Annotated in this window: 24 protein-coding genes; 6 read left to right on the top strand and 18 right to left on the bottom strand. The window is 37.6% G+C overall.

Features of this window, described 5'->3' with window-relative positions:
* Window position 1: 1 nt before the first annotated feature.
* Together rplI and H7O61_RS01825 are read right to left on the bottom strand one after the other, a co-directional pair.
* On the bottom strand, window positions 2-451 hold the full coding sequence (gene rplI, locus H7O61_RS01830; protein WP_187875025.1) for a 50S ribosomal protein L9: 450 nt from the start codon (window positions 449-451) through the stop codon (window positions 2-4).
* A 62-nt stretch (window positions 452-513) separates the two neighbouring features.
* The gene (locus H7O61_RS01825; protein ID WP_187833603.1) at window positions 514-2,607 is read right to left on the bottom strand and encodes a DUF262 and DUF1524 domain-containing protein; all 2,094 of its coding nucleotides are present in this window, start codon (window positions 2,605-2,607) and stop codon (window positions 514-516) included.
* A gap of 136 nt (window positions 2,608-2,743) precedes the next feature.
* On the opposite strand from H7O61_RS01825, the gene glnA reads away from it, so the two are divergent.
* Window positions 2,744-4,189 carry a type I glutamate--ammonia ligase gene (gene glnA, locus H7O61_RS01820; protein WP_187874972.1) on the top strand — a complete coding sequence of 482 codons (1,446 nt, stop codon included), beginning with the start codon at window positions 2,744-2,746 and terminating at the stop codon, window positions 4,187-4,189.
* A 737-nt stretch (window positions 4,190-4,926) separates the two neighbouring features.
* On the opposite strand, the gene H7O61_RS01815 is transcribed toward glnA, so the two are convergent.
* The 13 genes from H7O61_RS01815 to H7O61_RS01755 all read right to left on the bottom strand — a co-directional run bounded on the left by H7O61_RS01815 (window position 4,927) and on the right by H7O61_RS01755 (window position 20,178).
* A complete protein-coding gene (locus H7O61_RS01815; protein ID WP_079294746.1) occupies window positions 4,927-5,115 on the bottom strand; it encodes an urease-enhancing factor in 189 nt (62 codons plus the stop codon).
* A gap of 415 nt (window positions 5,116-5,530) precedes the next feature.
* On the bottom strand, window positions 5,531-6,295 hold the full coding sequence (gene dapB / locus H7O61_RS01810) for a 4-hydroxy-tetrahydrodipicolinate reductase (RefSeq protein ID WP_079339994.1): 765 nt from the start codon (window positions 6,293-6,295) through the stop codon (window positions 5,531-5,533).
* A gap of 22 nt (window positions 6,296-6,317) precedes the next feature.
* The gene (glcD, locus tag H7O61_RS01805; RefSeq protein WP_187874971.1) at window positions 6,318-7,697 is read right to left on the bottom strand and encodes a glycolate oxidase subunit GlcD; all 1,380 of its coding nucleotides are present in this window, start codon (window positions 7,695-7,697) and stop codon (window positions 6,318-6,320) included.
* Between the two features lies 1 nt (window position 7,698).
* Window positions 7,699-9,051, bottom strand: a complete 1,353-nt coding sequence (gene pgbA / locus H7O61_RS01800; RefSeq protein WP_187874970.1) for a plasminogen-binding protein PgbA — start codon at window positions 9,049-9,051, stop codon at window positions 7,699-7,701.
* Between the two features lie 10 nt (window positions 9,052-9,061).
* A complete protein-coding gene (locus H7O61_RS01795; protein ID WP_001946600.1) occupies window positions 9,062-9,700 on the bottom strand; it encodes an NUDIX hydrolase in 639 nt (212 codons plus the stop codon).
* Window positions 9,700-10,920 carry a peptidoglycan DD-metalloendopeptidase Csd3 gene (gene csd3, locus H7O61_RS01790; RefSeq protein ID WP_187874969.1) on the bottom strand — a complete coding sequence of 407 codons (1,221 nt, stop codon included), beginning with the start codon at window positions 10,918-10,920 and terminating at the stop codon, window positions 9,700-9,702. Before csd3 ends, H7O61_RS01795 begins: the two co-directional genes overlap by 1 nt.
* A 213-nt stretch (window positions 10,921-11,133) precedes the next feature.
* On the bottom strand, window positions 11,134-11,889 hold the full coding sequence (locus H7O61_RS01785; protein ID WP_187874968.1) for a R.Pab1 family restriction endonuclease: 756 nt from the start codon (window positions 11,887-11,889) through the stop codon (window positions 11,134-11,136).
* Window positions 11,876-12,868, bottom strand: coding sequence for an adenine methyltransferase (locus H7O61_RS01780; protein WP_079339210.1), 993 nt, complete (start codon window positions 12,866-12,868; stop codon window positions 11,876-11,878). The genes H7O61_RS01785 and H7O61_RS01780 overlap by 14 nt, the downstream gene beginning before the upstream one ends.
* A gap of 45 nt (window positions 12,869-12,913) precedes the next feature.
* On the bottom strand, window positions 12,914-15,235 hold the full coding sequence (gene gyrB, locus H7O61_RS01775) for a DNA topoisomerase (ATP-hydrolyzing) subunit B (protein ID WP_187874967.1): 2,322 nt from the start codon (window positions 15,233-15,235) through the stop codon (window positions 12,914-12,916).
* Between the two features lie 12 nt (window positions 15,236-15,247).
* Window positions 15,248-16,372 carry a DNA polymerase III subunit beta gene (gene dnaN, locus H7O61_RS01770; protein WP_187874966.1) on the bottom strand — a complete coding sequence of 375 codons (1,125 nt, stop codon included), beginning with the start codon at window positions 16,370-16,372 and terminating at the stop codon, window positions 15,248-15,250.
* 56 nt (window positions 16,373-16,428) lie between these two features.
* The gene (locus H7O61_RS01765) at window positions 16,429-17,496 is read right to left on the bottom strand and encodes a phospholipase A (RefSeq protein WP_187874965.1); all 1,068 of its coding nucleotides are present in this window, start codon (window positions 17,494-17,496) and stop codon (window positions 16,429-16,431) included.
* Between the two features lie 14 nt (window positions 17,497-17,510).
* Window positions 17,511-18,839, bottom strand: a complete 1,329-nt coding sequence (locus H7O61_RS01760) for a sodium-dependent transporter (protein WP_187874964.1) — start codon at window positions 18,837-18,839, stop codon at window positions 17,511-17,513.
* Window positions 18,840-18,849: 10 nt separating this feature from the next.
* Window positions 18,850-20,178: a sodium-dependent transporter gene (locus tag H7O61_RS01755; protein WP_187874963.1), complete on the bottom strand. Its 1,329-nt coding sequence runs from the start codon at window positions 20,176-20,178 to the stop codon at window positions 18,850-18,852.
* Window positions 20,179-20,407: 229 nt separating this feature from the next.
* Here H7O61_RS01755 and ybgC point away from each other — a divergent pair, with 229 nt between their 5' ends.
* Together ybgC and H7O61_RS01745 are read left to right on the top strand one after the other, a co-directional pair.
* The gene (gene ybgC, locus H7O61_RS01750) at window positions 20,408-20,809 is read left to right on the top strand and encodes an acyl-CoA thioesterase YbgC (RefSeq protein ID WP_187874962.1); all 402 of its coding nucleotides are present in this window, start codon (window positions 20,408-20,410) and stop codon (window positions 20,807-20,809) included.
* Window positions 20,799-21,059 (top strand): HP0495 family protein, encoded by a 261-nt coding sequence (locus H7O61_RS01745; RefSeq protein WP_187874961.1) that lies wholly within the window; start codon window positions 20,799-20,801, stop codon window positions 21,057-21,059. The genes ybgC and H7O61_RS01745 overlap by 11 nt, the downstream gene beginning before the upstream one ends.
* An 8-nt stretch (window positions 21,060-21,067) precedes the next feature.
* Here H7O61_RS01745 and murD read toward each other — a convergent pair whose 3' ends face one another.
* Window positions 21,068-22,336 (bottom strand): UDP-N-acetylmuramoyl-L-alanine--D-glutamate ligase, encoded by a 1,269-nt coding sequence (murD, locus tag H7O61_RS01740; RefSeq protein WP_187874960.1) that lies wholly within the window; start codon window positions 22,334-22,336, stop codon window positions 21,068-21,070.
* A gap of 1 nt (window position 22,337) precedes the next feature.
* Entirely contained in the window at window positions 22,338-23,399 is a 1,062-nt protein-coding gene (gene mraY / locus H7O61_RS01735; RefSeq protein WP_000967167.1) for a phospho-N-acetylmuramoyl-pentapeptide-transferase, read from the bottom strand.
* A gap of 131 nt (window positions 23,400-23,530) precedes the next feature.
* Between mraY and H7O61_RS01730 the strand changes: the two genes are divergently transcribed.
* The 3 genes from H7O61_RS01730 to H7O61_RS01720 all read left to right on the top strand — a co-directional run bounded on the left by H7O61_RS01730 (window position 23,531) and on the right by H7O61_RS01720 (window position 25,975).
* Window positions 23,531-24,370 (top strand): HpaA family protein, encoded by an 840-nt coding sequence (locus H7O61_RS01730; protein ID WP_079341853.1) that lies wholly within the window; start codon window positions 23,531-23,533, stop codon window positions 24,368-24,370.
* A gap of 92 nt (window positions 24,371-24,462) precedes the next feature.
* Window positions 24,463-24,651: a 50S ribosomal protein L28 gene (rpmB, locus tag H7O61_RS01725; protein ID WP_001118998.1), complete on the top strand. Its 189-nt coding sequence runs from the start codon at window positions 24,463-24,465 to the stop codon at window positions 24,649-24,651.
* 187 nt (window positions 24,652-24,838) lie between these two features.
* Window positions 24,839-25,975 carry a potassium channel family protein gene (locus H7O61_RS01720; protein ID WP_025449012.1) on the top strand — a complete coding sequence of 379 codons (1,137 nt, stop codon included), beginning with the start codon at window positions 24,839-24,841 and terminating at the stop codon, window positions 25,973-25,975.
* Window positions 25,976-26,214: 239 nt separating this feature from the next.
* Here the strand turns inward: H7O61_RS01720 and H7O61_RS01715 are convergent.
* The coding region (locus H7O61_RS01715; protein WP_187874959.1) for a hypothetical protein at window positions 26,215-26,589 on the bottom strand (375 nt) is incomplete at its 5' end.

Raw genomic sequence — 26,589 nt, 5'->3', positions numbered from 1 at the left:
TCTACTCAGCCACCACATCAATTTTAAACACGCCCGCAATCCCCGATCCAAGCTTGACTTCAATCTCATAAATCCCTGTGCTTTTAATCGGGTGTTTGAGCTCAATGTCTTTTTTATCTAAATTTAAACTCGCATGCTGTTCTTTCAAACGCTCTGCGATCTCTTCTTTAGTGATCGCTCCAAATAAAGAGCCGTTCGCGCCGACTTTTTTATGGATAGTCAGCGTGATGGTTTGTAAGGTTTCTACCATTTGCAATTTTTGCGCCTTTTCTAGGGCTTCTTTTTCCGCTTTCTTTTTAACTTCGGCTTTGTATTTGTTGATCACTTCGTTAGTAGCGAGTTTGGCTTTTTGGTTAGCGATTAAAAAGTTATTCCCATAGCCATCTTTAACTTCGCACACTTCACCCACTTTGCCTAAATTTTTCACATCTTCTAATAATAGAACTTTCATCATATCCCCTTTAAGTTGTAAGTAATTTGTAATTATACTCTTTATTTTAATAAGTTGGGTTTTTATTGCCTATTCCTACCACCCATCTGTTTTTCTAAAGCCTGTCTAATCAATCCCAAACAATAAGGGATATTCTCTTTTGTTTCCAACTTCACTTCCATGTTTCCAAAACATGGACGACCAATCTCAGAAACATCTTCGATCTTTAGTTTTTCCTTTATTTCATCTTGCAATTCATTCAATTCCATCTTTAAATACAATTTTAAGTCTTTGTTTTGCACAACAATATCCACAAAATTTATTTTAAAAAACTTATAAGCTATATATTGTTGATTAAAATTTTCAGTTACCCTTTCATCAAGGGCTTTAATCTTTTCTCTTAAAATATCAAATAATTCCCTTGAATGGGGGCTAAACTTATAAGAGCTTAAATCATAAACCTTTTTTTCTTTCTTAGATTTATATTCCTCTAATGTTTCTGCCTCTAGAATTGGGTAAGTCCAAATCTTTAAAGCCCAATCCGCCAAATCATTAGCTCTTTTTTCAATCTCTTTTTCGCCAAAAGATTCTAAATCTTTCAAACTTTGATTGAGCTTTAACGGGCTTTGTTTAAAGCCCTTCTCCATATCTCTTTTTTCGCGGAAAGAATTGTTGCTATATTCAGAGTTATAACCGGTTAGAGTGAGATTCCCTATTGTGTGGAGGTAATTCTTATGTATCGCTTCAAAATTTTCACCCAAATCCTTTCGCCATTCTGGAGTAAGGGTTTGAGGCATTATATGTTCTATGCTGCATTTTTGAGTATTGACCGGCTCTTTTGTGTCAAAATTTTCTAACCTTTCAAGAAAGGATTTATTTTTTTTAAAATGATAAAAATCTATCGTAATAAAAAGATCTTTAAACTCGTCATTGTTTGGAAATCTTTGCTTCCCTTTTAGCGACCCAAAATGCTTCTCTACGCTTTTAAGGTATTGCTTCTTATCAATCTTTTTTGTAAAAGAGGGAAAGATTTTATTGAGACTATTTGATCCAAACCCACACACCGCCCTTCTGCAAATATAGCTCTCTATTAAAGCGATAATAGGGATAAAATCCTGCTTGGATAAAACGCCATCGCTATAATCGCTATAAAGCTCTAGTAATAGCGGATACACCACATCCATTTCCAAATCTACAAGAAAACTTAAAGCCTTGTTTAAATCTTTATCGGCTTCTTTTTTGAATGCAATCTGGCAAAAATACCCGCAATATTTTTGCAAATCTTTTAGTAAATCCTCTATTTCTATTCCTTCTTTTTGCTGGTAATCCTTGAAATCCTCATAAACTTCTTTCTCCTTGGGAATCTTTCCTGTTTTGATTGTGAGATAATGCCGGACAAACCGATTAAACAATGTTTCATTTTGTTTAAAATCCTCCTCCATAGCCCTCCAATATTGATTATAAAAGTCTTCCTGTTTTTTAACCTCTGTTTCCATTACGATATAGTTTCTGATCAAATCCGTTTGCGTGAGTTCGATACCTTTTGAGTTCATGCTCTCAAAAATAAGTTGAGGATCATCTTTCCCTTTATCTAAAGCAATCCAAACTATCATGAGTTTTTTTAACCCTTTAAAAATCGTTTCTAGCTTGCCGGTGTTTTTACTGATCCATTTACTGATCCATTCTTCAAATAATTTAAAATTTTCCATTATTTTTACCGAAGGCTCGCTCGGCTTTCTTTTATTTCCATCAATCAAAGACAGCAAGGTGTCTTTATCAAACTCTGATAAGATGAGTCTGAATTTCTTATCGCCGTCCTTATTGTTGTTAATAAGATAGCTCTCTATTTCTTTACGCGAAAATTTTTCCAAAATTTTAACTTCATCGCTTAGATGACTCCTTAAAGCGATAAATAAAAGCGTGATAGTGGTGAGCCTTTGTTGGCCGTCAATGATGAGTAATGGGCTAGAGGGCGTATTACCATCTAGCACATACAAAATAGAACCGATAAAATGCCCGTTCATTTTATCATTCCCACCAATTTTTATAATATCATCCCATAATTGTTCGCATTGTTCCTTTTCCCAACTATACAACCTCTGATAGATAGGAATGACAAATTGATTGTTTTGATATTTTTCAAAAAATCCTAATAGTGTGGTGGCTTCTGCTTCCATAATAACACTCCTTGATTTAGCGGATTTTACCGCATGCATCTTAATCAAACTGGATACAAATTTTACTTTTTTACCCCATAAATGCTATAATCACCCCTATCAATCAAACTCAATTCATAATAATTAAAGGTGGTTAATGGTAGTAAGAACTCAAAATAGCGAAAGCAAGATCAAAGAATTTTTTGAATTTTGCAAAGAAAATGAAGTGGAATTTGTGGATTTTAGATTCAGCGATATTAAAGGCACTTGGAACCATATCGCTTATTCTTTTGGGGCTTTAACGCATGACATGTTTAAAGAAGGGATCCCTTTTGATGCGAGCTCTTTTAAAGGCTGGCAAGGCATTGAACACTCGGATATGATTTTAACCCCCGATTTGGTGCGTTATTTCATTGACCCTTTTAGCGCGGATGTGAGCGCGGTCGTGTTTTGCGATGTGTATGATGTGTATAAAAACCAGCCTTATGAAAAATGCCCTAGAAGTATCGCTAAAAAAGCCTTAAAACATTTAAGAGATTTGGGCTTAGGCGATGTGGCTTATTTCGGTGCGGAGAATGAATTTTTTATCTTTGATTCCATTAAGATTAAAGACGCTTCCAATTCCCAATACTACGAAGTGGATAGCGAAGAGGGCGAATGGAATAGGGATAAAAGCTTTGAAAATGGCGTGAATTTTGGGCATAGACCGGGAAAGCAAGGGGGCTATATGCCTGTGCCGCCAACGGATACGATGATGGATATTCGCACTGAAATTGTGAAAGTCTTAAACCAAGTGGGGTTAGAAACTTTTGTCGTCCATCATGAAGTCGCACAAGCGCAAGGCGAAGTGGGCGTGAAATTTGGAGATTTGGTGGAAGCCGCTGACAATGTCCAAAAACTCAAATACGTGGTTAAAATGGTCGCTCATTTAAACGGGAAAACGGCTACTTTCATGCCAAAACCCCTATATGGGGATAATGGGAGCGGGATGCACACCCATGTGAGCGTTTGGAAAAATAACGAAAACCTTTTTGGTGGCGAAACTTACAAGGGCTTGAGCGAGTTTGCGTTGCATTTTTTAGGGGGCGTGTTGCGCCACGCTAGAGGGTTAGCCGCTTTCACTAACGCTTCCACCAATTCTTACAAACGCCTGATTCCGGGATATGAAGCCCCATCCATTTTAACTTATTCAGCCAGCAATAGGAGCGCGAGCGTGCGTATCCCTTATGGGATTTCTAAAAATAGTGCTAGGTTTGAATTTAGGTTTCCTGACAGCTCATCAAACCCCTACCTGGCTTTTGGGGCTATTTTAATGGCGGGCATTGATGGCGTTAAAAATAAAATGGATCCCGGCGAAGCAATGGACATTAACCTTTTCAAGCTAACTTTGGACGAAATTAGAGAAAAAGGCATCAAACAAATGCCCCACACTTTAAGGAGTTCGTTAGAAGAAATGCTAGCCGATAAGCAGTATTTAAAAGAGGGTCAGGTCTTTAGCGAAGAATTTATCCAGGCCTATCAGTCTCTTAAATTCCATTCTGAAGTGTTCCCATGGGAGAGCAAACCCCATCCCTTTGAATTTATCACCACTTATTCATGCTAAAACAATGAGTGGGTCCATAAATCCCACTCTAAAAATTTAGAATAAGGCAAAAATACCTTATTTTTAAAGAGAGTGGTTGAAAAAATTGATTTTCTTTGCTTTTTGGTTTTATTCTAATAGGGTATTGATCATAAAATTTAAAAAATAGCTTAAAAGCATTTTTTAAAATAAATGTTAAAAGAGCTTGCGAAAAGCGAGCGATGATTTCTTGTGATGCGGTCTTTTGGGGTTAGGGGGTTTAGTTTTTGGGGGTTAAAAGGGGGGAGAATGATTTCAAAATACCCCCTATCTCTTTAAGAATTTTACAACAAAATAAAACCTAAAACCATAAAATAAAGTTTTAAAACAACTTAGCAGAAATCCCCCAACATTTTTAGTGCTTGGAATGAATGCTACTCATTTATAATATCCCCATGCATTCGTATCTACAGCAAGAAGTGTCGGGAGTTACGCCTTAAAGATGTGATGCGTGAGAAATCGAATGCGTTTGGGACGCTCAAGCTCTGCAAAATCCCTAATCATAGGGACACAGAGTGAAAGCCAAACTCTCCCCCAACATCAGCCTAAAAACCTATGTCTTTAGCGTTTGGGCGCTTCACTATTCTTAAAAAAGCAAAAAATTTGTTTTAATTCTGTGTTTTCTGTGTTTTGAAATTTTTGAAGTTTTGAAATTTTTGAAACGCTTGGCTCAACCAACATGAGCCAAAAGAGCCAAAATATTTTTTAAGAAGAAGCCCTTAGAGCCTGGTATCGGTTTGATTAGTAAAATAAGGGTTTCCAAAGTCCTTAGGCGTGTAGCATAATCCTTTTTCTATAAAAGTATCTTTAATGCAAGCGACACGCAGAGCGTCAAAGCGAGTCTCAACGCTCGCGCAACCGCCGAGCAAAGACATGCCAACTACCACGCCATTTCTAATGGTTTTCATTTTATATCCTTTTGTTTTAAAATTTTTTGATTGAATAACTTAAATACTTTAAATTATATGCTTGCAATTTTAGGACTTATTGTTAAATAAAAAGTAAATGGAACGAAAAACAATCCAAATAACGCCTTAAATTTAAAATTAAAACGCTACCCTTTGTAAGCCTTGCTAATTTTTGCTATAATAAAACCCTAACTAAAATTTCTCCTTTTATTTTAGTTAGACCCCTTGAATTAAAATTATAGCAGGTCTTGCCACACCCACCTTGTGTTACTAACCGCACAAGGCAAGATCAATCCTTACAAAACAAACCCTTTTAATGCAAGCCTTATAGTATAGTAAAAGCCCTTTAATAAGGCTAACAAAGGGCGGCATTCCATTATAGAAGCGTGCATCTATACAAAAAGAATTAAAACATTCAACCAAACATTTCGCTGATTTCATATTTTTTAGCGGCCTTATCTTTAAGCCATAGAGCCACTTCTAAAGCCCCTTTAGCAAAAATAGAGCGGTTAGTCGCCGTATGGCTAAGCTCTATGTATTCGCCCTCTAAATAAAACCCTATCGTGTGCTTCCCGGCGACATCGCCCCCCCTTAAAGCGGCTATACCAATGCTTTCTTTAGAGCGCAAACCTTCTCTGTGAGTGATGAGGGCGCTTTTTTCATCATACCCCCTAGCCTTAGCACAAGTTTCATACAAACTCAACGCCGTGCCGCTCGGGGCGTCTTTTTTGAGATTGTGGTGCGTTTCTACAATTTCAATATCCGCATCTTTCAATTTCAAAGAAGCTAAAAAGGCTAATTGGTTGAGCATCATAATCCCTATAGACATGTTGTGCGCATGCAAAAGCGGCGCTTTTAAGGCTAATTTTTGCATTTTTTCTAGCGCTTCTTTTTCTAAACCGGTCGTGCCAGAAACTAAAATTCTAGGGCATTCTAAAAGAGCGTCTAGCAAATTATCCACGCCTTTAGGTAAAGAAAAATCAACCACGCATTCGCATGCCCTCACAAACGCTTTTAAATCATTGGTTACTAAAGGGGCGTGCGAAAAAGAGCTAAAATCGGTTTCGCATTTTTGCCTGACAAACACGCTAGACAGCGCTAATCCCTTATACCCCCCTTTTAATTCTTCTAAGAGCAGTTTCCCTATACGACCGCTCGCCCCATAAACACCGACTTTCATGCGCTTTCCTTGCTTTTAAGCTTTATAGCCCCATTTTAAAAGGGTTTAAAATATTATTAGGATCAAGGGCTTTTTTAATGTTCCTAAAAAGCTCCATTTCACTAGCATTAAACGCTAAAGGCATGAATTTGGCTTTAGACAAGCCTATGCCATGCTCCCCGCTTAAAGTCCCCTCCAAACTAATAGCGGCCTGAAAAATCTCTTCCATAGCCTTATGGCCTTTTTCTAAATCCCTTTTAGGATCTTCTAGCATGATATTCACATGCACATTGCCATCGCCCGTATGCCCAAAGCAAGGGATTTTAAAGCCGTATTTTTGGCTGATTTTGGCGACTTCTTGCAACAAACTCGGCAAGCTCGCCCTAGGAACGGTCACGTCTTCATTCAATTTCTTTTTACCATAAACGCTAATACTTTGAGAAGCGTTACGCCTTGAAAACCATAAATCCTGCTCTTCTTGTTCGTTTTGAGCGATCTTAAAACCCACGCAACCATTGGCTTTAAAATGCTTTTCTATTTCATTGAGTTGCCATGCGATCTGTTCTTTCACCACGCCATCCACTTGAGTGATGAGTATCGCTCCAGCGTCTTTGGGTAAGCCTTTAGAAAATCGCTCTTCAACCGCTTGGATACTCAAATTATCCAAAAATTCCATCGCTACAGGCGTAACGCCACTGCTCATCGTCTTATAAACGGCATTCATGGCGTCTTCAATATGGTTAAAAACCCCCATCGCACTTTGTTTTAGGGGCGGTTTGGCTAAAAGCTTTAAAGTGATTTCAGAAATCACGCCCAAACACCCCTCACTAGCGATCATCAGCCCTGCGATATTAAAGCCGGCGACATCTTTAATCGTTTTTTTGCCCGCCCTTATGATTTCACCATTCGCTAAAACCACCCTTAAAGCCATGACATAATCTTTCGTGATCCCGTATTTAGCCGCGCGCATGCCACCGGCATTTTCGGCGACATTCCCCCCTAAAGTGCTTTGATTCTCGCTCGCTGGATCTGGAGGGTAGAATAAATCCAATTTTTCCACTTCATTTTGGAAATGCTTGTTAATCACGCCCGGCTCTACTCTAGCGATCAAATTTTTAGTGTCAATCTCTACAATCTTATCCAAATGCTTTTCTACGCTCAAAACTAGCCCTCCGCTCACGCTCAACGCCCCCCCTGTAAAACCGCTCCCAGCCCCCCTAGGCACAACGATAAGGCGATGCTCGTTGCAGTATTTTAAAATCTGACTGATTTCTCGCTCGTTTTTAGGGAAAATCACGCCACTAGGCAAATGCCTTTCTTTAGTAGCGTCATAGCAATAAGCGTTCAAATGCGCTAAATCAGTGAAAAAATCCTCTCCCCCTACTAGGTTTTTAAAATATTTGAGGTGTTGTTGGTCTAACATGTTATTTTTTACCCGCTTCTAGCGCCTTTCTTCGCTCTTCAAGCTCTTTTTGATCTCTTTCTTGATGCTCTTTCGCTCTTTGTTCAAATTCTCTCGCTCTTTGTTCGGCTTTGGCTTTTTTCTTTTCTTCTTTCAAGCGGCGTTTTTCTTCTTTAGGACTGAGTTTTGGCTCTTCTTTTTTAGTGGCACTCTCTTTTAAGACAGAAGTATTTTCTGTGTCTTTTGGAGTGGCATTATTTTCACTACTTGGCTCATTAGCGGATTCTTGCTTGGTTTCTCGCTCATTTTCTTTGGCATTGACTTTTTCATTGCCTTTATCCATTCCTAAAGCTTTTCTTCTTCCTTCAGTCTCTTTTTCGTCTCTTTCATCATGCTCTTTTTCTCTTTCTTCAAATTCCATAGCCTTTTTGGTGGCTTTAGTTTTTTTCCTTTCATCTCTTGAACGACGCCTTTCTTCTTTAGAATCAAGTTTTCGCTCTGCTTTTTGGTAGTTTTTCTCTTCTAAAGTGGGAGCGTTTTCTGTGCCTTGATTGGCTTTTTTAGGCTCTTTAATGGCTTCTTGCTTGATTTCTCGTTTATTTTCTCTAGCATCAATCCCTACTTCTTTCTTTTCAATCCTTACTTCTTTTCGTTTTTCTTTTTTGACTAAAGCGTCATAGTAAGCGAAGTAATTTTTAGATTGACTGCCTGAAAAAAGTTTCCCTAGCGTACCTGCATCAATGCCCTCAACCCTAGAAAAAAACGGCGTGGAAGTTTTAGTCACGCCGCTTGTATCCAGCTCTCTTTTTTCTAAAATTTCAAAACTCTCACAGCTTAAAATATTGAGCGTGTTGGTGGTTACAATATAAATCACCCCCACGCTATAAACATTACACGCTTTTCTTAAATTAGCGATTTTTGGGTCAAACCCATTCAAGAAAGTAACCAACAAATCAGAGCTAATAAAATTAATATCAGTGTTAGTCGCTCTGATTTGCTCATAAATTTCATCATTAGGAGCGATCAAAAACGCTTGGTTGTTGAATTGCCTGAAATAGACTAAATCCCCCTTTCTAGCGACCATTCTTGGAGTGGGTAAATGGCTTTGTTTCATAGACTCAAACGCTCTGAATTTAGCCGTTGCGATGCCATTTTCAACAGCAATAATAACCACTTCAGAATTAACGATTTCATAATCTGAAAGTTTAGTAACGACAAAACCAAACTCCCCCACTTTCAAATCATGGGCCGGAAAACGGATGATTTTTTTAGGCAAATCCACAAATTCTATACTCACTCTTAAGGGTTCTTGCCAAGAGGCTGATTGCAAGCTTATAAAACTCATTAAAAGAAGTCCTATCAAAAGCCTTAACATAAAATTCCTTTTAAACATTTTTAAACTTTTTTAAATGCCATAAAATGGCTAAAGACAATCCGGTGGTTTTAGCGTATTGAAAATCCATTATAAAATCAAAAGCTTTTGATCGCTCTAAAAACAGCACTTCAATCTTTTCTGTATCAATCCCCCCACCCTTTGAAACCTTCAAACCCTCATGCGCTTCAGCGTAATAGAGCGTTTGCAAACTCCCGCTCAACCCAGTCGCGCTATAAAATTGGCCTATGGTTTCTAAGTTTTTAGGGCTAATTTGATAACCGCATTCTTCTAACGCTTCTTCGCAAGCGATTTCTTCTAAACTCTTATTAGCTTTATCCACAAGCCCCGCGCACAATTCATAAGTGTATCCGTCAATATTTTGATCTTGATCGCGCTTAAAATAAAAATTACGAGCATAAATGGCTGGGCGGAATTGTTTCACAATCACAAAGCAATCGGATTCTTTTTCATAGAGTAAAACCGCCACGCTGTCTAAAGACTTAATAATATCCCATGTTTTCTTAGTATTCTCTTCATTATAATGCATGCGTTTTAATTCTATGAAATTAGAGCTAGAACAAGGCTCTAAATACACACTAGAATCATCTACTAAAGATTTTTGATTGAAAATATTCTTAAAATAAGACATTAAAAACCCTCTAAAAGATAAAATGAATTTTTTTCAAAAGAATGGGTTTTAAAAAGTTCTTCTAATTTTTGCTTAGAACGCTGAGCTTTTTCTAAAAAAACCTCTCTTTGTTTGCCATGCAGCTTGCTTTTAGCGGTGCGGATATAGCCTAAAGGATTGATAGGGCGGGAGTTTTTATACACGCCAAAATGCAAATGCGGCCCGGTGCTTAAACCCGTGCTTCCCACTCTGCCTATGATTTGTCCTTTTCTAACGAATGATCCCTTTTTCAACCCCTTAGCAAAAGAACTCATGTGAGCATACACCAAACGCAATTCGTTCAAATGGATTTCAACCACCTTCCCATAACCCGCCTTAACCCCTATAAAACCCACACGGCCGTCTGATGCTGAATGGATCAAACTGCCATGTTTAGCCGCATAATCCACGCCGTAATGAGGCCGTCTGACTTTTAAGACAGGATGGAACCTCCCATAAGAAAAAGGCGAAGAAATGCGGATGTATTTCACCGGGGTTTCCAATAAAAACCCTGCCACTTCTTGCGCTTTTGAGTCGTAATAGCGCCCGTTTGAATGGGAAAAGAGATAGTATTGGTGCAAACGAGAGCTAATCATGGCTATTTTAATGGTTGGTTGGCCAAACGCTTGCCCCACGCGATAATCTCTTGTATAAACGATAGCGATTTTATCGTTTTTTGCTAGGCGTTTAAAAGGCACGCTTTTTTTATACGCGTTCATCAATTGGTTGGCTAAAAGGGGGTCATTGGTGGCTTTGACAATATCTTGATAGGGCGAAGTTTGTAAAGAAAGAAGCAAGGTTTTTTCTTTACGAGTGAAGATAATAGGGATAAAGTCTAAAAAATAATCCTCCCCTTTTTTGTAAATATGGATTTGTAAATCCTGGCTAATAGGGATAAGGGCTTGAATGAGCGTGTTATTTGCATCTCTTAAAGTGTAATAGGTAACATTGCTTTGGATTTCAGCACTCAATTCTTTATCTTGAGAACTCAGGTTGTAGTAGAGTTTTTGGGGGATATGGTTTTTTTCTAAAAACCCTAACAGCGTGAGCTTATCCCACACAAGCCTTTCACCCACCAATAAAGTTTGCTCTTTAGCCATTTCATCGGCTTTTAAAAGAACCCCATAGGATAAATGGAATAAAAAAGCAACCATTAAAGAATAGATAAAATTTAAAATAATTTTCTTATGAAAAAATACCATGCAGTCGTTTAATGCCTTCAATTGAATCTGTATTTTATTAGTATAACATAAGCCATTAAAGAAAAACGATACAAGTTTAAAGCCTAGCCCTGTTTTTATAGCTTTATGAAGCGCGTTTTTATTGATGCATGGTTATTTCCCATAAACGGGTTTATCTCGCCTAGATCTTGTAGCGTTGGATATTCATTCTCTTTTTAACAATTTGTATCATTATTAATTTTGAAGTATTTTTTCTAAAATCTTTAACACATCGTTATGGTGCGCTTGGCTTAAAAGTCCAAAAATTTTAAGCATTTCTAAAAACACAAGAGCGTTGGTTTTATAGATAATCAAAAGAGCATTTTCTTTGAGTGCAGCCGTTCTATTTAATAAGGGGGTAGTGGTTTTTAATTCCAAAATAGAAAAGCAAAAATACAGCATAGCTTGGGTTTTAGAGCCGTATTGTTGCTCTCTAATAACGATTTCGCTCAACTGATTATCATTAAAAGAATGAATGAGTAAAGGATAAGAGATGCGTGAAAGTTCAAAATCCATGCCACCAAATTGATGCGATCTAAATCTTTCTCTTGTAATTATAAAACTATCTTCTATGAATTGTTTTTGTTTTTCTAAATATTTTAAAGTATTTTCTAAATTTTCTAAACTGATTAAACCCAATCGCTTAGCGTAATCAATTATTTCGCTCAATTCATAAAGAGTCTTTACTCTATTATTAGCCCCTAAAAAATGATATTTTTCATCTTTTAAAGTAGTGAGTTCAAATTTTTCTTTATCTTTAATGGGGACATCATAACCGATTTGCCACTCTACATAATGCTTTAAACTGAAAGGGATTTTTCTAGTCGCTGTTGAAATACCATAATCACTAAAGGCATGCCTAATTTTCACACGAACTTTGCCTGAAATGGAAGTTAAAGGAATAGAAACCTCAATCACTTTTTTATCATCATTAACTTTAATCAAACTCACAAGGGTGTCCTTGAAACAATTTTTTAAAATATTCCAAACGCGCTCTTTTATCCTTTAAAAAAGCGTCTTTAATTTTTAAAAAAGCGAAATTGTCAATAATAATATCCAAATTGCCAAAATAATAAGGGATTTTAGGGGCGATTTCCTTAAAATAATGGATATATTGGTAATAAATCAATTTATCTTGACTGATACGCACCGCATTTTCGCTTGGCACGTTTAAAAAAGTTTTGTTGCGTTTAAGAGCGTTGATGTCTCGCATAGGGAAAAAATAGCCCACGCATGCCCCAACCTTTTTAGCGTTAGGGTATTTATCCACATAATTGGCTATATAGTCAAAATCGTTTAAGCATAGCGTCGTATCGCAATCAGTTGGAAAAATAAAACGCCTAATATCTGCATAATCCATTCGCCCTCGCTCATACAAAGCTATCACAATAGGAAATTCGTTACTTTTAGTGAAAGATTTAGAAGAAACAACCAAAGCGTCTAAAAGCCTGTAATGATCCTTAAATAGCTTTAATTGCTTAAAATTAGCTTCTTTGATGAGATAAGATAAAGGGTGTAACACGCAAATAAACGCCGGCTTTAAAATTGCGAAAGATTTTAAAAAACTTATCCCTAAATCCCTAGATTTCAAATCGTTGTCTATTTCAAAAATGAAATCTTTATTTTTAATATCTTGTTTGATAAAGGAAGTTCTATCGTTATAGGGGGGATTGCCCACGATGATTAAAGGTTCATCTTGGCTAATGCCATAATTTTCTCTTTTAGGATTGGCTAAAGCGTTTATTGTTAAAGCACCACACTCAGGGTCAATATCCGCTCCTATTTTTTTAGGGTGGTGGAGTTTTAAAAACTCTTTATTACCACAAGCAGTGTCTAAAAGCGTGTAGTTTTCAATACCAACATGCTTTTTTAAAAGCTTGTAAGCACAATCCACTAAATAAGGGGGCGTGTAGTAAGCCCCTAAATTCACGCTCTCTTGTTTGGTTAAATGTTTGGGGGTTCTAATCAAAACCCCTTACACATCTAGTTGTTTCACATCTTTAGCATGCGCTTGGATAAAGGCTCTTCTAGGCTCTACTTCATCGCCCATGCAAAGCGAAAAGATCGCATCGGTTTTTTCTAAATCTTCAATTTTGAGTTTGATTAAGCTGCGGTTTTCTTTATGCATGGTCGTTTCCCATAAATCATTAGGGTTCATCTCGCCTAGCCCCTTATAGCGCTGGATATTCGCTCCCTTTTTAGCGTAATTTTCCACTTCTTCTAAAAACGCCAAAATATCCTTATTTTCTAGGAAATCCAAATTGTATTCCATAAGCTTTTGGTAAGTGTAATTCGCTTCTTCAAACAACACTTCTTTAAAGAGGTTGTCATCTAAATTAAATTCCACCAAGCCCTTAGGGGTTTGCGCATGCAAATGCAAGCTTTCTTCAGTAGCAAAAGAGCGTAAGATCTGATAATTCAAGCCCTCTAATTTTTCTAAAATGTTTCTTTCTAAAACTTTCATATCAAAGCTTAAAGCGTCCTTAGTTTCAATGAGAAAGCGTAAAATTTCTAGCAAACTGTAGCGTTTTTCTAATTCCAAAAGCGCGTAGCGGTAATGGCACGCCACTTTTAACAAATTCATCAAATCGTTCTTGCCAATCCCTTCAATATCCACCGAATTGATGCCATGCTCAATTAAAAAATGATCCAAAGCGACGCTGTCTTTAAGATAAATTTCTGTTTTGCCTTTCTTGTATTTATAAAGAGGGGCTTGAGCGATATAAACATGCCCTTGCTCAATCAGCGGGCGTAAATAACGATAGAAAAAAGTCATCAGCAAGGTTTGGATATGGCTCCCATCCACATCAGCATCGGTCATGATAATGATTTTATGATAGCGCAATCTTTCTATATCAAAACTCTCTTGAATGCCACACCCAAAAGCGGTGATCATGTTTTTAATTTCTTCTGATTTTAGGATCTTTGATAAATGGCTTTTTTCCACATTTAAAATCTTACCTTTTAGAGGTAAAATCGCTTGAAAAACCCTATCGCGCCCTTGTTTAGCGCTCCCGCCCGCACTATCGCCCTCCACTAAAAAGATTTCACTCTCAAGCGGATCTTTGCTCTGGCAATCGGCTAATTTTCCAGGCAAAGTGCCAACACTCAAATTGTCTTTTTTCCTTGTAAGCTCTCTGGCTTTCTTGCTGGCTTCTCTGGCTTTTGCGGCTAAAAGGGCTTTATTAGCGATGATTTTAGCTTCGTTAGGGTTTTCCTCTAAAAACTGATGGATTTTGTCATAGACTAATTTTGAAACCAACGCGCGCGCATACGAACTGCCGAGTTTGGATTTAGTCTGCCCCTCAAATAAAGGCTCGCTCATTTTCAAACTCACAACAGCGATCAAACCCTCTTTAATGTCCTCAGAAATGGGGCGCGATTCTCTTGTCTTAATGTTTTCATCAATATATTGTAAAATCGCCTTAGACAAGCCCATTTTAAAGCCCGCTTCATGCGTGCCGCCCTCAGAAGTTTTAATGTTATTCACAAAACTTAAAGTGTTTTCATTGTAATCATCAGCATACGCCAGAGCGACTTCTATAGAAGTGCGCGTTTCTTCATCCATGCTTTTAAACGAAATAACGGGGGTGAGCAGTTCTTTTTTAGCGCTGTCTTTAACGAATTGTTTCAAGCCGTCTTCATAGAAATAAGTCTCTTGCAGTTGGGTTTTTTCTTCTTTGAAAGAAATTTTTAAGCCGTCGTTAAGATACGCCATTTCTTTGAAGCGTTTTTGCAAAATGCCCGCTTGAAATTCAACGACTTCCATCACGCTTTCATCAGGGAAAAATTCAATAGTCGTGCCGCTTTCTTTAGCGCTTTTGGTTTTGCCAATGATTTCAAGCTCGCTAATGGGGATACCCTTTTCAAACTCCTGGCGATAGATTTGACCCTCTTTTTTAATGGTCATAATCAAGCGTTTGCTCAAAGCATTCACAACCGAAACGCCCACGCCATGCAAACCGCCTGAAACTTTATAAGTATCATTATCAAACTTACCCCCCGCATGCAAAATCGTTAAAACCACGGTGCAAGCGGGGATTTTTTCTGTGGGGTGAATATCTACAGGAATGCCTCGCCCGTTATCTTCTACAATGCATGAACCCTCATCAGTCAAAGTGATATTAATCGTATCGCAAAAACCCGCCATGCTCTCATCTACAGCGTTATCCACGACTTCATACACCATGTGGTGCAACCCACCCACATTGGTATCGCCAATATACATTCCAGGGCGTTTCCTAACCCCCTCTAAGCCTTTTAAAACCTTAATACTATGGCTCTGGTAATTTTGCATTCAAATCAGCCTTTATAATGTGATTGGCATCATCAAAGTGGAAATTTTAGCGTTCAAGTGGCTTTGCTTTTCATCAAGAGACTCTTGGATCAAAAAAGGTGAAGAAGGCTCATTGCATTTTAAAACAAATTGCGTTGTCCCTAAAGCGTTTAAGGCTTCAAGGAAAAATTTCGCATTCACGCCCAAATGAAAGGCTTTTTCAATATCCAAACCTTTTTCAATCTCAACAGAGGTTTTAGCCGTTTCGCTATGTTCAGAATCCAAAGATTCAAACAAAGCGTTGTTTTTTTCTAAAGTGAGTTTAATAGTGGAGCTTAAAGAACTGCACAATTTAATGCTCTCTTTAAATTCTTCCTTGCCCAAAGTGAAAGAAGAAAGGTATTCTTTAGGGAGGATTTTTTGATAATCAGGGTAATTCCCATCAATGAGCTTGGTGAAAAAAGTGTGCGTTTCGTTTTCAACCACCGCTAACATGCCATCGCTTTTAAAACTGAAATTTTCATAAAAAAGCTTAAGGATTTCTAATAAAGCTCTTTTAGGTAAAATGCAAGAGATATCTTCTTCAGTGGAATGGATAGAGATTTTTTCTAGCTGCGTGTAAGAGAGCCGTTTGGTATCCGTGCCTACCACTGAAAGGGTTTGATGTTTTTGATTGAATTGCATCAAAATACCGGCTAATTCCCTTTTATGGCTGGTTTGCTCAATCACAGGAGCGATCTTTTTAAACGCATCTGTTAAAAAAGGGGTATTGACTTCTAAACTCACTTTTGGCTCAATAACAGGGAATTCAGGGAACTCATCAGCGTCAAACATGGGGAGTTTGAAAGAGCTTTTATTTTGTTTGATCACCAAGCTGTCATCTTTAGTCTCTAAAATAATATTAGAGTCTTTTAAACATGAGATAATATCCAAAAACTTTTTCCCATTGATCGTGCCAACGCCCTCTTTATCGCTAGATTGCGTAAAAATATAGCTTTTTAGCCCAATGTCTGAATCGCTAGCTTTCAAAAAAAGCTTATCTTTAATGACTTCTAAATGGATGTGTGAAGCGATAGAAGAAGCGTCCTTTTTATCCAAAAAAGCTTGCAAGTAGCGCAAAGTATTTTCTAAATCGTTTTTACTAACACTGATTTTCATAGCTAAAATAATCCCCTTGAATTTTTGGTCTTAATTATAGCATAAAAGAACGCTTTTTAAGGGTTTAAGCGTATTCCTACCCCTATACGATTGGAAAAAACATCGTATTCATACAAGCCATCGCCATAGCCGTTAAACCACTGCGCATAAATCCCCACAAAAGGGTTAATGCGGTAGGTATAGCCTAAGCGGAAAGCTCCATGCCAGCGATCATAACGCCAGTATTGCGTGAAAATATCATAAAGTTGCAATTCAAAATGATGGCGTCCTCTCCTGTAATCTATTTTAGCGTTACCATACCCCATGTAATCAATCAAATTAGGGTTGGATTGATCATAAGGGACATAGGGCCAATAAGCGACCATGATTTTCAAGCCTCCCTTTTCCCACACCAAACGAAACACAGGGCGTTGCCCCGCGCTCACAGAGCGGCACCCCCCCCAGCGCACATCTTTTTGCCCGTTATAATCTTTAACGATTACAGGCTCTCCTGGAAACTGGTTTTCAGGATTACCTTCTTTATTAAAAGGCTGATAGCATTGCGCGCCCCCCACGCCATTAGAAATGTGCTGCCAACCTATCCAAATCTCAGAAAATTTCCCTATTTTACCCCCAAAAGGTTCAAAATTGATAGGATAAACATAAATGAGTTCAGGCATGAAATTGATCATTCGCATGGGAGCGGATTGGGGGTCATTATAAATTTGAAACCAGTTAGTTTGGGTGTAAGCCAAATAAAGCGTGCCTTTAGTCCAAAGAATATGCCTAAATACAGGCACTCTAAAACTAATCTGAAACTTAAACTCATTGCGTTGATAGGGGTTGATATTGGGGTGGTACCATTGAAAAATGGGGGTGAAACTATGATAAAGAGGCAGAAAATAAGTGCCTAGATAATCCATCATGTTTAAATATTTTTTAGCAAAATCCACCCAAGAATGTTCTTTGGGGGCTTTTTGTGGAGGGAGATACCAGGCATTAGACAAATCGTTTTGCGTTTTAATGATGTGCAAATCCTGTTTGCGCAAATAGTAGTTATAATCCACCTTAAAATTATCTTGTGAAAATTTTTTGCTTTCTAACTGACAAACTACAAAAATCATAAAGAGCAAAATGCTTTTCATCAAGCATCCTTATTTCACTTAAATTGCAAGATGAAAATCGCTAAAATCACTACAGGCGCGATAAAACGAACGCTAAAATGCCACGCTTTAAAAGCGTTTGCACTAAAGAAATGCTTCGTGGCTAAAAAAGAACGCTTTTTATTTAAAATCCATCCCACAAACAAGACTGAAAACAAGCCTCCCAAAGGCATTAAAAATGAAGAAGTGATGAAATCTAACCACCCAAACACGCTCTTATGCGCAAAGCTTAAAAACTTAGCGTATCGTTCATTCATAGAAAGAATGACTAAAACGCCTAAAACATACACAACGATCCCTATCCATAGCGACGCTTGAAGGCGCGAGAAATTAAAACGATTGATTAAATAAAGCGCTAAAGGCTCTATCAAAGAAACCGTGGAAGTGATCCCAGCAAAAACAAGCGCCATAAAGAAAAAGAGCGAAACGATCTGCCCACTGATTCCCATTTTAGCGAAAGTCAAAGGTAAAGAAATAAAAACAAGCCCTGGCCCTTGAGACACATCCGCATGGTATTCAAACACAAAGGTAAAAATCATCACCCCGGCAATCAAAGAAATTAAAATACCCGGTAAAACAATAAACAGAGAGCTTTTGAGTAGGTTTTCTCTTTTGGGCGTGAAAGCTGAATAAGTAATAATCGTGCCTACCCCTAAACTCAAAGAAAAGAACATCTGCCCCAAAGCGTCCATAACAACCTTAAAATCAATCTTTTGAATCTCAAAATTAAATAAAAAGTGCAAAGCTTTAGGCATGCTTTCTAAAGTCATCGCATAGATTAAAAGCCCTATGAAAATCACAAACAATAACGGCATAAGCACTACATTTAATTTTTCAATCCCCTCTTCAATCCCCCTAGAAACAAACCATATCGTCGGCAACAAGCATGCGCTAAAGCCAATAACAGGCCAGATTAAACTGCCATTTTGGAGCATGCTAAATTGCATTTTAGCTTGCTCTAAATCTTTAGGCAAATCAAAAGTTACTACAAAAAGATAGTAAAGCACCCAGCCTAACACCACCGCATAAAAGGATAAAATGAGAGGACCGCCTAAAATAAAAAAAGAAGTGAAAGGGTAATATTTTTTCCTTTTAGGATCTAGTATTTGATAATTAGAAACAACATCTTTTTTACCCAAATTCCCAATCAGCATTTCCACTAAAAGCATAGCAATGCCTAAACTCAAGGTTAGCGCTAAATATAAAAGCACAAACGCACTCCCCCCATTATGACCCACCATATAAGGAAAGCGCCAAATATGCCCTAAACCGATAGAGCTACCCAAAGTGGCTAAAATAAAGCCTAATTTAGAAAATTTTCCCATGCCAAATATTTTAATAAATCTTGCTCAACCAAATGGAAAACACAATTAAAGGGGTGATGTATTTAAGCAAGAAATACCAAGTTGCAAACAATTTAGGGCCTAAAAAGTGCGCGCTCAAAAGACGCAATTTTTCTTTTTTCAAAACCCAGCCCATAAAAATAAAGGTTGCCATCCCGCCTAAAGGCATGATAATGGTGCTTGAGGCAAAATCCAACCAATCAAAAAGACTTTTTTCAAAGAAAGTGAGATAGTCTTTATAATCTTTATGAAGCGAGAAAATCAACACTACGCCTACCACAAAAATTAGCACTACAAGACCCCAAGTAACCTTAAAACGAGAGTATTGATACCTTTCGGTAAGATACATCACACTCGGCTCTAATAAAGCCACCGTAGAAGTGATGCCAGCAAAAGCGAGCGCGAGCAAGAAAAGAACTGAAACAAGAATGCCTATCGCTCCCATTTGGCCAAAAACCACCGGTAAAGAAGTGAAGATTAACCCTGTGCCTTGTGAGACATTCGCCCCATATTCAAACACAAAAGTGAAAATCATAAGCCCTGCCACAAGAGAAATCAAAATCCCTGATAAAACCACCCAAATAGTGCTTTTAAGCAAATTCTGCGTTTTATCCGTAACCGCAGCATAAGTGACATTGATCCCTAAACCTATGCTTAAAGAAAAGAAAACCTGCCCCAAGGAATAAGTGAACACTTGAGAAGTCAAATCTTTTGGCTTGAAATCAAACATGAAATGGAAAGCTTTAGAAAAAGAATCCATGCTCATCGCATAGAAAAGCAAACCAAAAAAAGTGGCAAAGAGTAAGGGCATTAAAACCAAATTGAGTTTTTCAATCCCTTCTTTAATCCCTCTAGAAACAATCCATCCGGTTATGAATAAAACGCTAAAAAGCCCTATGGATTGTAGCCCTATAGACTGCAAAGTTTGAGTAAAAATTTGTTCAGATTCTTGGATATTGCTAGGCAAATTAAAACTAATACTCACCAAATAATAAAGCACCCAACCTAAAATAGTGCCATAAAAAGTCAGTATTAAAGGCCCAGAAATAAGCAAAAGCCCTGCGTATTTCCAGCGTTTTTTAGGGTTAAGGTCAAGCTCTTTAAAAGCTTCTATCACATTTTTTTGAGTGCTTTGCCCTAGTAACATTTCAGCGATAAACATCGCCGCGCCAACGCTTAAAGATAAAAATAAAAATAATAAAACAAAAGCACCCCCACCGCTCACCCCAGTCATGTAAGGAAAGCGCCAGATATGCCCTAAACCTATTGCGCTCCCTAAAGCCGCTAAAACAAATCCTAATTTAGAAAAATGATTACCCATTCTTAACTACCAAACTCCTTGTCAATGATTAAAATTAAAGAGCTATGTCCTTAATCGCCCAACTATTGCTGTATTAGTTTTTTAAAATCTTTAGAGGTCTTAAGATTTAAGAAAAAACCCACTTTAAAAATACCTAAAAAATATAGAGCAACGCACTTGGATTATACTATAGTTAAGTTACATATTGTATAATTTTGAGAAAATTTCATTATTTAAGTAAGGGGAATTAATGTGCTGTAGGGTATATTACGAAGATACCGACTCTGAAGGCGTGGTCTATCATGCAAATTATTTGAAATATTGCGAAAGGGCTAGGAGCGAGTTTTTTTTTAAACAAAATGTCTTGCCAGAAAATGAAGAAGGCGTGTTTGTTATCCGCTCCATCAAAGCGGATTTTTTCACCCCCGCAAGCCTTGGGCAGGTCTTAGAAGTAAGAACGCAAATTAAAGAATTGAGAAAGGTTTTTGTGGTGCTTTTTCAAGAAATTTATTGCATCCAAAACGCTTCTTTAGAGCCTATGAAGCCTTTTAAAGTCTTTGCTTCAGAAATCAAGTTTGGCTTTGTCAATCGCTCCACATACAGCCCTATTGCCATTCCTAAGTTGTTTAAGGAGCTGTTCAATGCCCTCTGATTTAAAAAAACCCACCATTATTTACCCTTGCCTTTGGGATTATAGGGTGATTATGACCACTAAAGATGAAAGCGCGTTAAAAGAGCTTTTAGAAACCTACCAACGCCCCTTTAAATTGGAATTAAAAAACACTTCTAAAAACGCTAAATTTTATAGCTTTAATGTTTCTATGGAAGTTTCAAACGAAGAAGAACGGAATGAGATTTTTCAAAAAATCTCACAATTAGAGGTCGTGGCGCATGCACTTTAATCTATCTTTTAATCTTTTAAAACAAACGCCTTGAATTTTTCACCCCTTTCTTTATATGAAGAAAATTGATCCAAACTGGCCGCACTGGGTGAAAGCAAAGCAATTTCATTTTGCAATAAAACGCTTTTAATTTCTTGAACCGCTTTTTCTAACTCCAAACAAACCTGACAAGAAACGTTAAATTCTAACGCTAAGGCTTGGACGATAGAAGCGCTTGATCCTATGGCATAAAGGCTTATTTTATAGTTTTTAAATTCTTCAAAAAGGGGGGTTAAATTGACCCCTTTAATATCGCCCCCTACAATCAAATGGATTTTTTGGTTTTTAAAGGTTTTTAGGGCTTGTAAGGTGGCATCAATGTTCGTGGCCTTGCTGTCATCTACCCACAAACGCCCTTCTTTATCCCTAAATTCTTCCATTTTATGCGAGCCGATTTTAAAAGCGTTCAGTCTTTTAAGGGCGTTTTCTTTGTAGTCTTGCCATTTTAGATTCTTTATTTTTAAAAATTGCTCATAAACTAAAAGGGCTAAAGCAGCGTCTAATAAAAACGCTCCCTTAAAAAAAAGGGCGTTGGAAGGGATTTCTAAACGCTCTAAAACCTCTTCGCTGTGATCAAAAAAGATTTTTTGCGCTTGCGAGTTTTGAACGCTTGAATGTTCTTTGAATTTTAAAGGGAGAATAGCGAGCGAAGTTTTAGGCATCAACGATAAAACCTTGAGTTTAGCGTTCAAATAATTTTCAAAATTGCAATGCCAAGTCAAATGATCAGCTTCCACATTGATAAGCAAGTAGATTAAAGGGTAAGCCTTGTTAGTGTAATGCAAAGAAAAAGAGCTTGTTTCTAACACCCACAAGGGCGATCGTTTTTCAAACAATTCAATCAAGGGCGTGCCGATATTCCCCCCACTCACAGCCTTAAAATCTTCTAAAAGCGCAGTGAGCATTTCTGTCGTGGTGGTTTTACCATTAGTGCCGCTAATGCTTATCATCGTAGGCGTGAAAGAATGATCAAACAAGCTATCAATATAATCGTATTCGCTCACTAAATGTTTGGCTTTTATGACTAAAGGGTGCGTGAAACTAATGCCCGGGCTGACTATTTCTAGTTGGGAATCATTAGGGTTAAAATCCTTACTGGGATAACAAAGAAAACCCTCGCTATCCTTATGAAATGCAGTGAATTGATCATCAAAAAATTTGACTTCGTGATGGTTTTTTTTAAAAAAACGCGCTAGGGCTAAAGTGGTTTTGCCATGCCCCAATAAAGAGATTTTCATTTTAACGCACCTTCAAGCTTAAAAGAGCGACTAAATTACTCAGCATAGAAATGATCCAAAAACGCACGATCACCTTATTTTCTGCCCAACCCTTTTGCTCAAAATGATGATGGATGGGTGCCATTAAAAAAAGGCGTTTTTTACGGGTTTTATAACTCCCTACTTGCAAGATCACCGACAGAGTTTCTATTACAAAAATAGATCCCATTAAAACGAGTAAGATTTCATTATGCGAAACAATAGCGTTATAAGCGATAAACCCTCCTAAGGCCAAACTCCCGCTATCGCCCATAAACACGCTCGCCGGGTTGCAGTTATACCACAAAAAGCCAAAGAGCGATCCCACTAACGCTAGCGAAATCACAAACAATTCCCCCACATCTATGACTTTAGGATAGAGCAAGTATTTAGAAAATTCCGCATTCCCTGCCACATACACAAAGATAGAAAGGCTTAAGAGGGTGAAAATGCTAGGCACGCTCGCTAAGCCGTCTAAGCCGTCGGTTAAATTCACCGCATTGCTCGTGGATAAAAAAACCAACACCCAAAAACCAACCGCTAACATCGTGGGCATTTCAAACAAGGGGTTTTTCAAAAAAGGCGCGTATAAAAAAGTGTCCAACCCCTTAAGGCTCAACAAAACAGACACCACAAGCGAAAGGACAAAAAGCATGCCAAATTTCATTTTTGCGCTCATCCCGGCGTTATTTTGTTGGTTGATTTTAGTGTAATCATCTCTAAAACCCACAAAACTAAAGCCCACTAACACGATTATCCCTAACAACACATAAAGATTGCCCAAAGACGCGCACAACACACTCGCAACAATGGTGGCAAAAACAAACACAATCCCCCCCATCGTAGGGGTATCCTTTTTATTCTGGTGGCTTGGCACGAAGCTAGAAATGGGCTGGTTAGCCTTTTTAGCCTTGGCCCATAGAATGAATCTAGGCATTAAAAAAAGCGTGAGGAAAAAGGCTATGAAAAACCCTAACCCTGCTCTAAAAGTCAAATACTGGAAAAGATTGATATTGAAATAGCCATATAGTAAAGAATAGAGCATAAAATCCCCTAAAATCGCCATGCCATGCTTATAGATTAGAAAAAGCATAATTGTAGCGCAAATTGGCTCGCTTAAAATCAGCATGAGTTAAAGTATAATCACGCTATAACTTAATCTTTGGGAGTGTTTCAATGAATTGTTTCTTTTTCAAGCGTTTATTTTTTTCTCAAAAACTTTGTTTGAAAACGCTAATCGCTTTGGGGCTTTCAGGTGCGTTGGTTGGTTGTGCGATTAAACCAATTGCTGAAGTAAAACCCCAAAACCAACAAGAAAAACCCATTCAAGTTAATGAAAAAATCCAAACCACCCAAAAAGTAACGCCATTCCATTTTAACTACTCCTTGCATGTGGCTCAAGCCCCACAAAACCATCATGTTGTAGGTATTTTAATGCCACACATTCAAGTGAGCGATAATTTAAAGCCCTATATTGATAAGTTTCAAGACGCTTTAGCCAATCAAATCCAGACTATTTTTGAAAAAAGAGGCTATCAAACGCTCTTTTTTAAAGATGAAAGCGCTTTAACTCCACAAGATAAAAGAAAGCTTTTTGCCATTTTAGATGTGAAAGGTTGGGTGGGTGTTTTAGAAGATTTGAAACTCCTTTTAAAAGATCCCAATAACGCAAACGCCCTCACCGCTCAAAGTTCAGGCTCTGTGTGGTTTAGTTTTTATGAGCCAGAAAGTTATCGCGTGATTTATGATTTTAAGGTGGGGTTAGAGGATTTTCAAGCAATTGTGCATGCTTATAACAATAACCATTCTTTAGGGTTTAATCTTAAAAACAATCTTTTCACCGGTTTAGAAAACAATAAACAGGATGCGATCCATCAGATTTTAAACAAAATATACGCTTCAATCATGAAAAAAGCCGTAACGGAATTGACGGAAAAAAATATTTCTCAATACAAAGAGGCGATTGATAAAATGAAAGGGTTTAAAACCCCTGTCTCTCAAAAAAAGGGCTTTTAAACAAATAATTTAAATATTTGTTTTAAAATCAGCCTTTTTAAAGGCTAATTTAGGTATAGTGTCAAATTCATTTCAATATTTAAGGATACACAATGGCAAAAAGATGCGCTTTAACTTTCAAAGGGCCTATGATAGGCAATCATGTGAGTCATGCGAACAACAAAAATAAGCGCCGCTTACTCCCTAACTTGCGATCGATTAAGATCCAATTAGATGACGGCACGACCAAACGCATTAAGGTGGCTGCTTCCACTTTAAGAACCATGCGTAAAGGGGCTTAGTTTTTAGAATTTCTATCCATTTTTGATTATAGGGGCGGTTTTGATGTTTTTGATAACCTTTTTAAAACTCCCCTTAAATCTAAACTTCTTTTTGAGATTAAAACACGGCCTAAATTAGGTTTATCGTTTTGATTAAATTTAGAGGCAAACGCTTCCAAAAGAATTTATTTTGATCTAGGAATTGGTTTTGTTTGAAAAGTTGAAATTTTTTAAAATCAAAAAAGACGATGAAATTCAGCCAGAAGTCAATTTAAATTCTGAAATCTATGAGCAATTTAAGGTCTTTAGACTCCCGCTTATTTTAATCCAATTGCTCGTGCTTTTAGGCACTCTGGGATACTTTGCCCTAGAAAATTATAGCCTTATGCAAGCCTTCTTTCAAACGACCTATACCATGACAGCTACAGGGTTTGGCGCTTTAAATGAAAGCCAGTTTGGGCCTATAAGTATTTTTTTAACTTCCATTTTAATGTTTTGTGGGACGGGAATTATTGCTTTTAGCGTGGCTATTTTAGTTAGCGTGGTCAATAAAGGCACGCTTACCAGATTGATTAAGGAGAAAGGTATGATTTATAAAATCGCGCGCCTTAAGGATCATTATGTGATTTGTTACCACAATGAATACACTATTGAGTTGAGCAAGCAGTTCCGCTCCGCTCAAATCCCCTTTGTGGTCGTGGATAATGATCCTAGTTTTGAAGAAGAAGCCATTAAGCACAAATACCCCTACTATATCATAGGCGATCCGCACACCAATTTAGCCATGCTAAAAACCCACTTAAGCAGCGCTAGGGGCGTTGTGGCGTTGTCTAAAATTTTACCGGTGAATGTGGCATTAATGGTGAGCGTGCGCTTGTTTGAAAAGGAATTAAAGCGCAAACCTTACTACATCATTGCGAGCGCGCATAGCGATGAAGGCTTAGAAAAATTAAAAAAATTGGGGGCTGATATGGTGGTTTCCCCTACAAAACTCATGGCGCAGAGAGTGAGTGCGATGGCGGTGCGTCCGGATATGGAAAATATCTTAGAGCGTTTTATCAATAAAAAAGACACGCTTTTAGACTTAGAAGAAGTGATTGTCCCCAAAACCAGCTGGCTTGTGTTAAGGAAATTAAAAGAAGCCCATTTTAGAGAGATCGCCAAAGCGTTTGTGATTGGTATCACTCAAAAAGATGGCAAATACATCCCTATGCCTGATGGAGAAACGATTATTGCAAGCGAATCCAAGCTATTAATGGTTGGCACTTCAGAAGGCGTTGCGACCTGCAAGCAACTCATTACTAGCCACCAAAAACCAAAAGAAGTGGATTACATTTCATTGTGATCTCACACAGCCCTTTTTATAAAATAAAAAAGGTTTGGATCTCATCAAATATGGATAACAAAATCTAAAAAATGCTAAAAACATTTTTTACAATCAATAGTAAAAGGCTTGAATTTAGTCAAAAAGGTTTTAATTATCCATGCTTGATGAGAACAGAGCCAAAATTTGAATGGATTTGACGCTTATTTTCTAACGCCCATAAGCCAATAAAAGTTGGTATTTTAACCCATTCAAACCTTTTAGCCCTCTTTACTCAAAGGATTATTGAAATTTTTCAAACCATGTTTTAAGCTATTCTGTGGCTGGTGTCCCATCATTGCATTGTAAGCCTTAACGCTTTTTTGAGTTTCTTGTTTTAAAAGCCTTGTCGCAGTTTCTATCATTTGATTTTCTAGCTTTTTAATCTCGCTTTTAATGTTTTCGCTGTTAGCGTTTAAGGTGTTAGTTACCTCTTGTTCGTTAGAACGCATGCTCGTGTTGAAATCGCTAAAAAAGTTTTCGTATTCTTTCATTTTAGTTTTTAAGCTCTCGCCGGCGCTCTTAAGCCACTCAATAGAATTTCTCAAACTGCTATCGATCTCATTGGCGTTTTTGAAAAAATCCAAACTTAAAAG

It is taken from the genome of Helicobacter pylori, from assembly GCF_014496965.1.
GTDB classification, from domain to species: domain Bacteria; phylum Campylobacterota; class Campylobacteria; order Campylobacterales; family Helicobacteraceae; genus Helicobacter; species Helicobacter pylori_CZ.
Note: the sequence above shows the minus strand (reverse complement) of the source record. Positions and strands in the feature narration are given on the sequence as shown.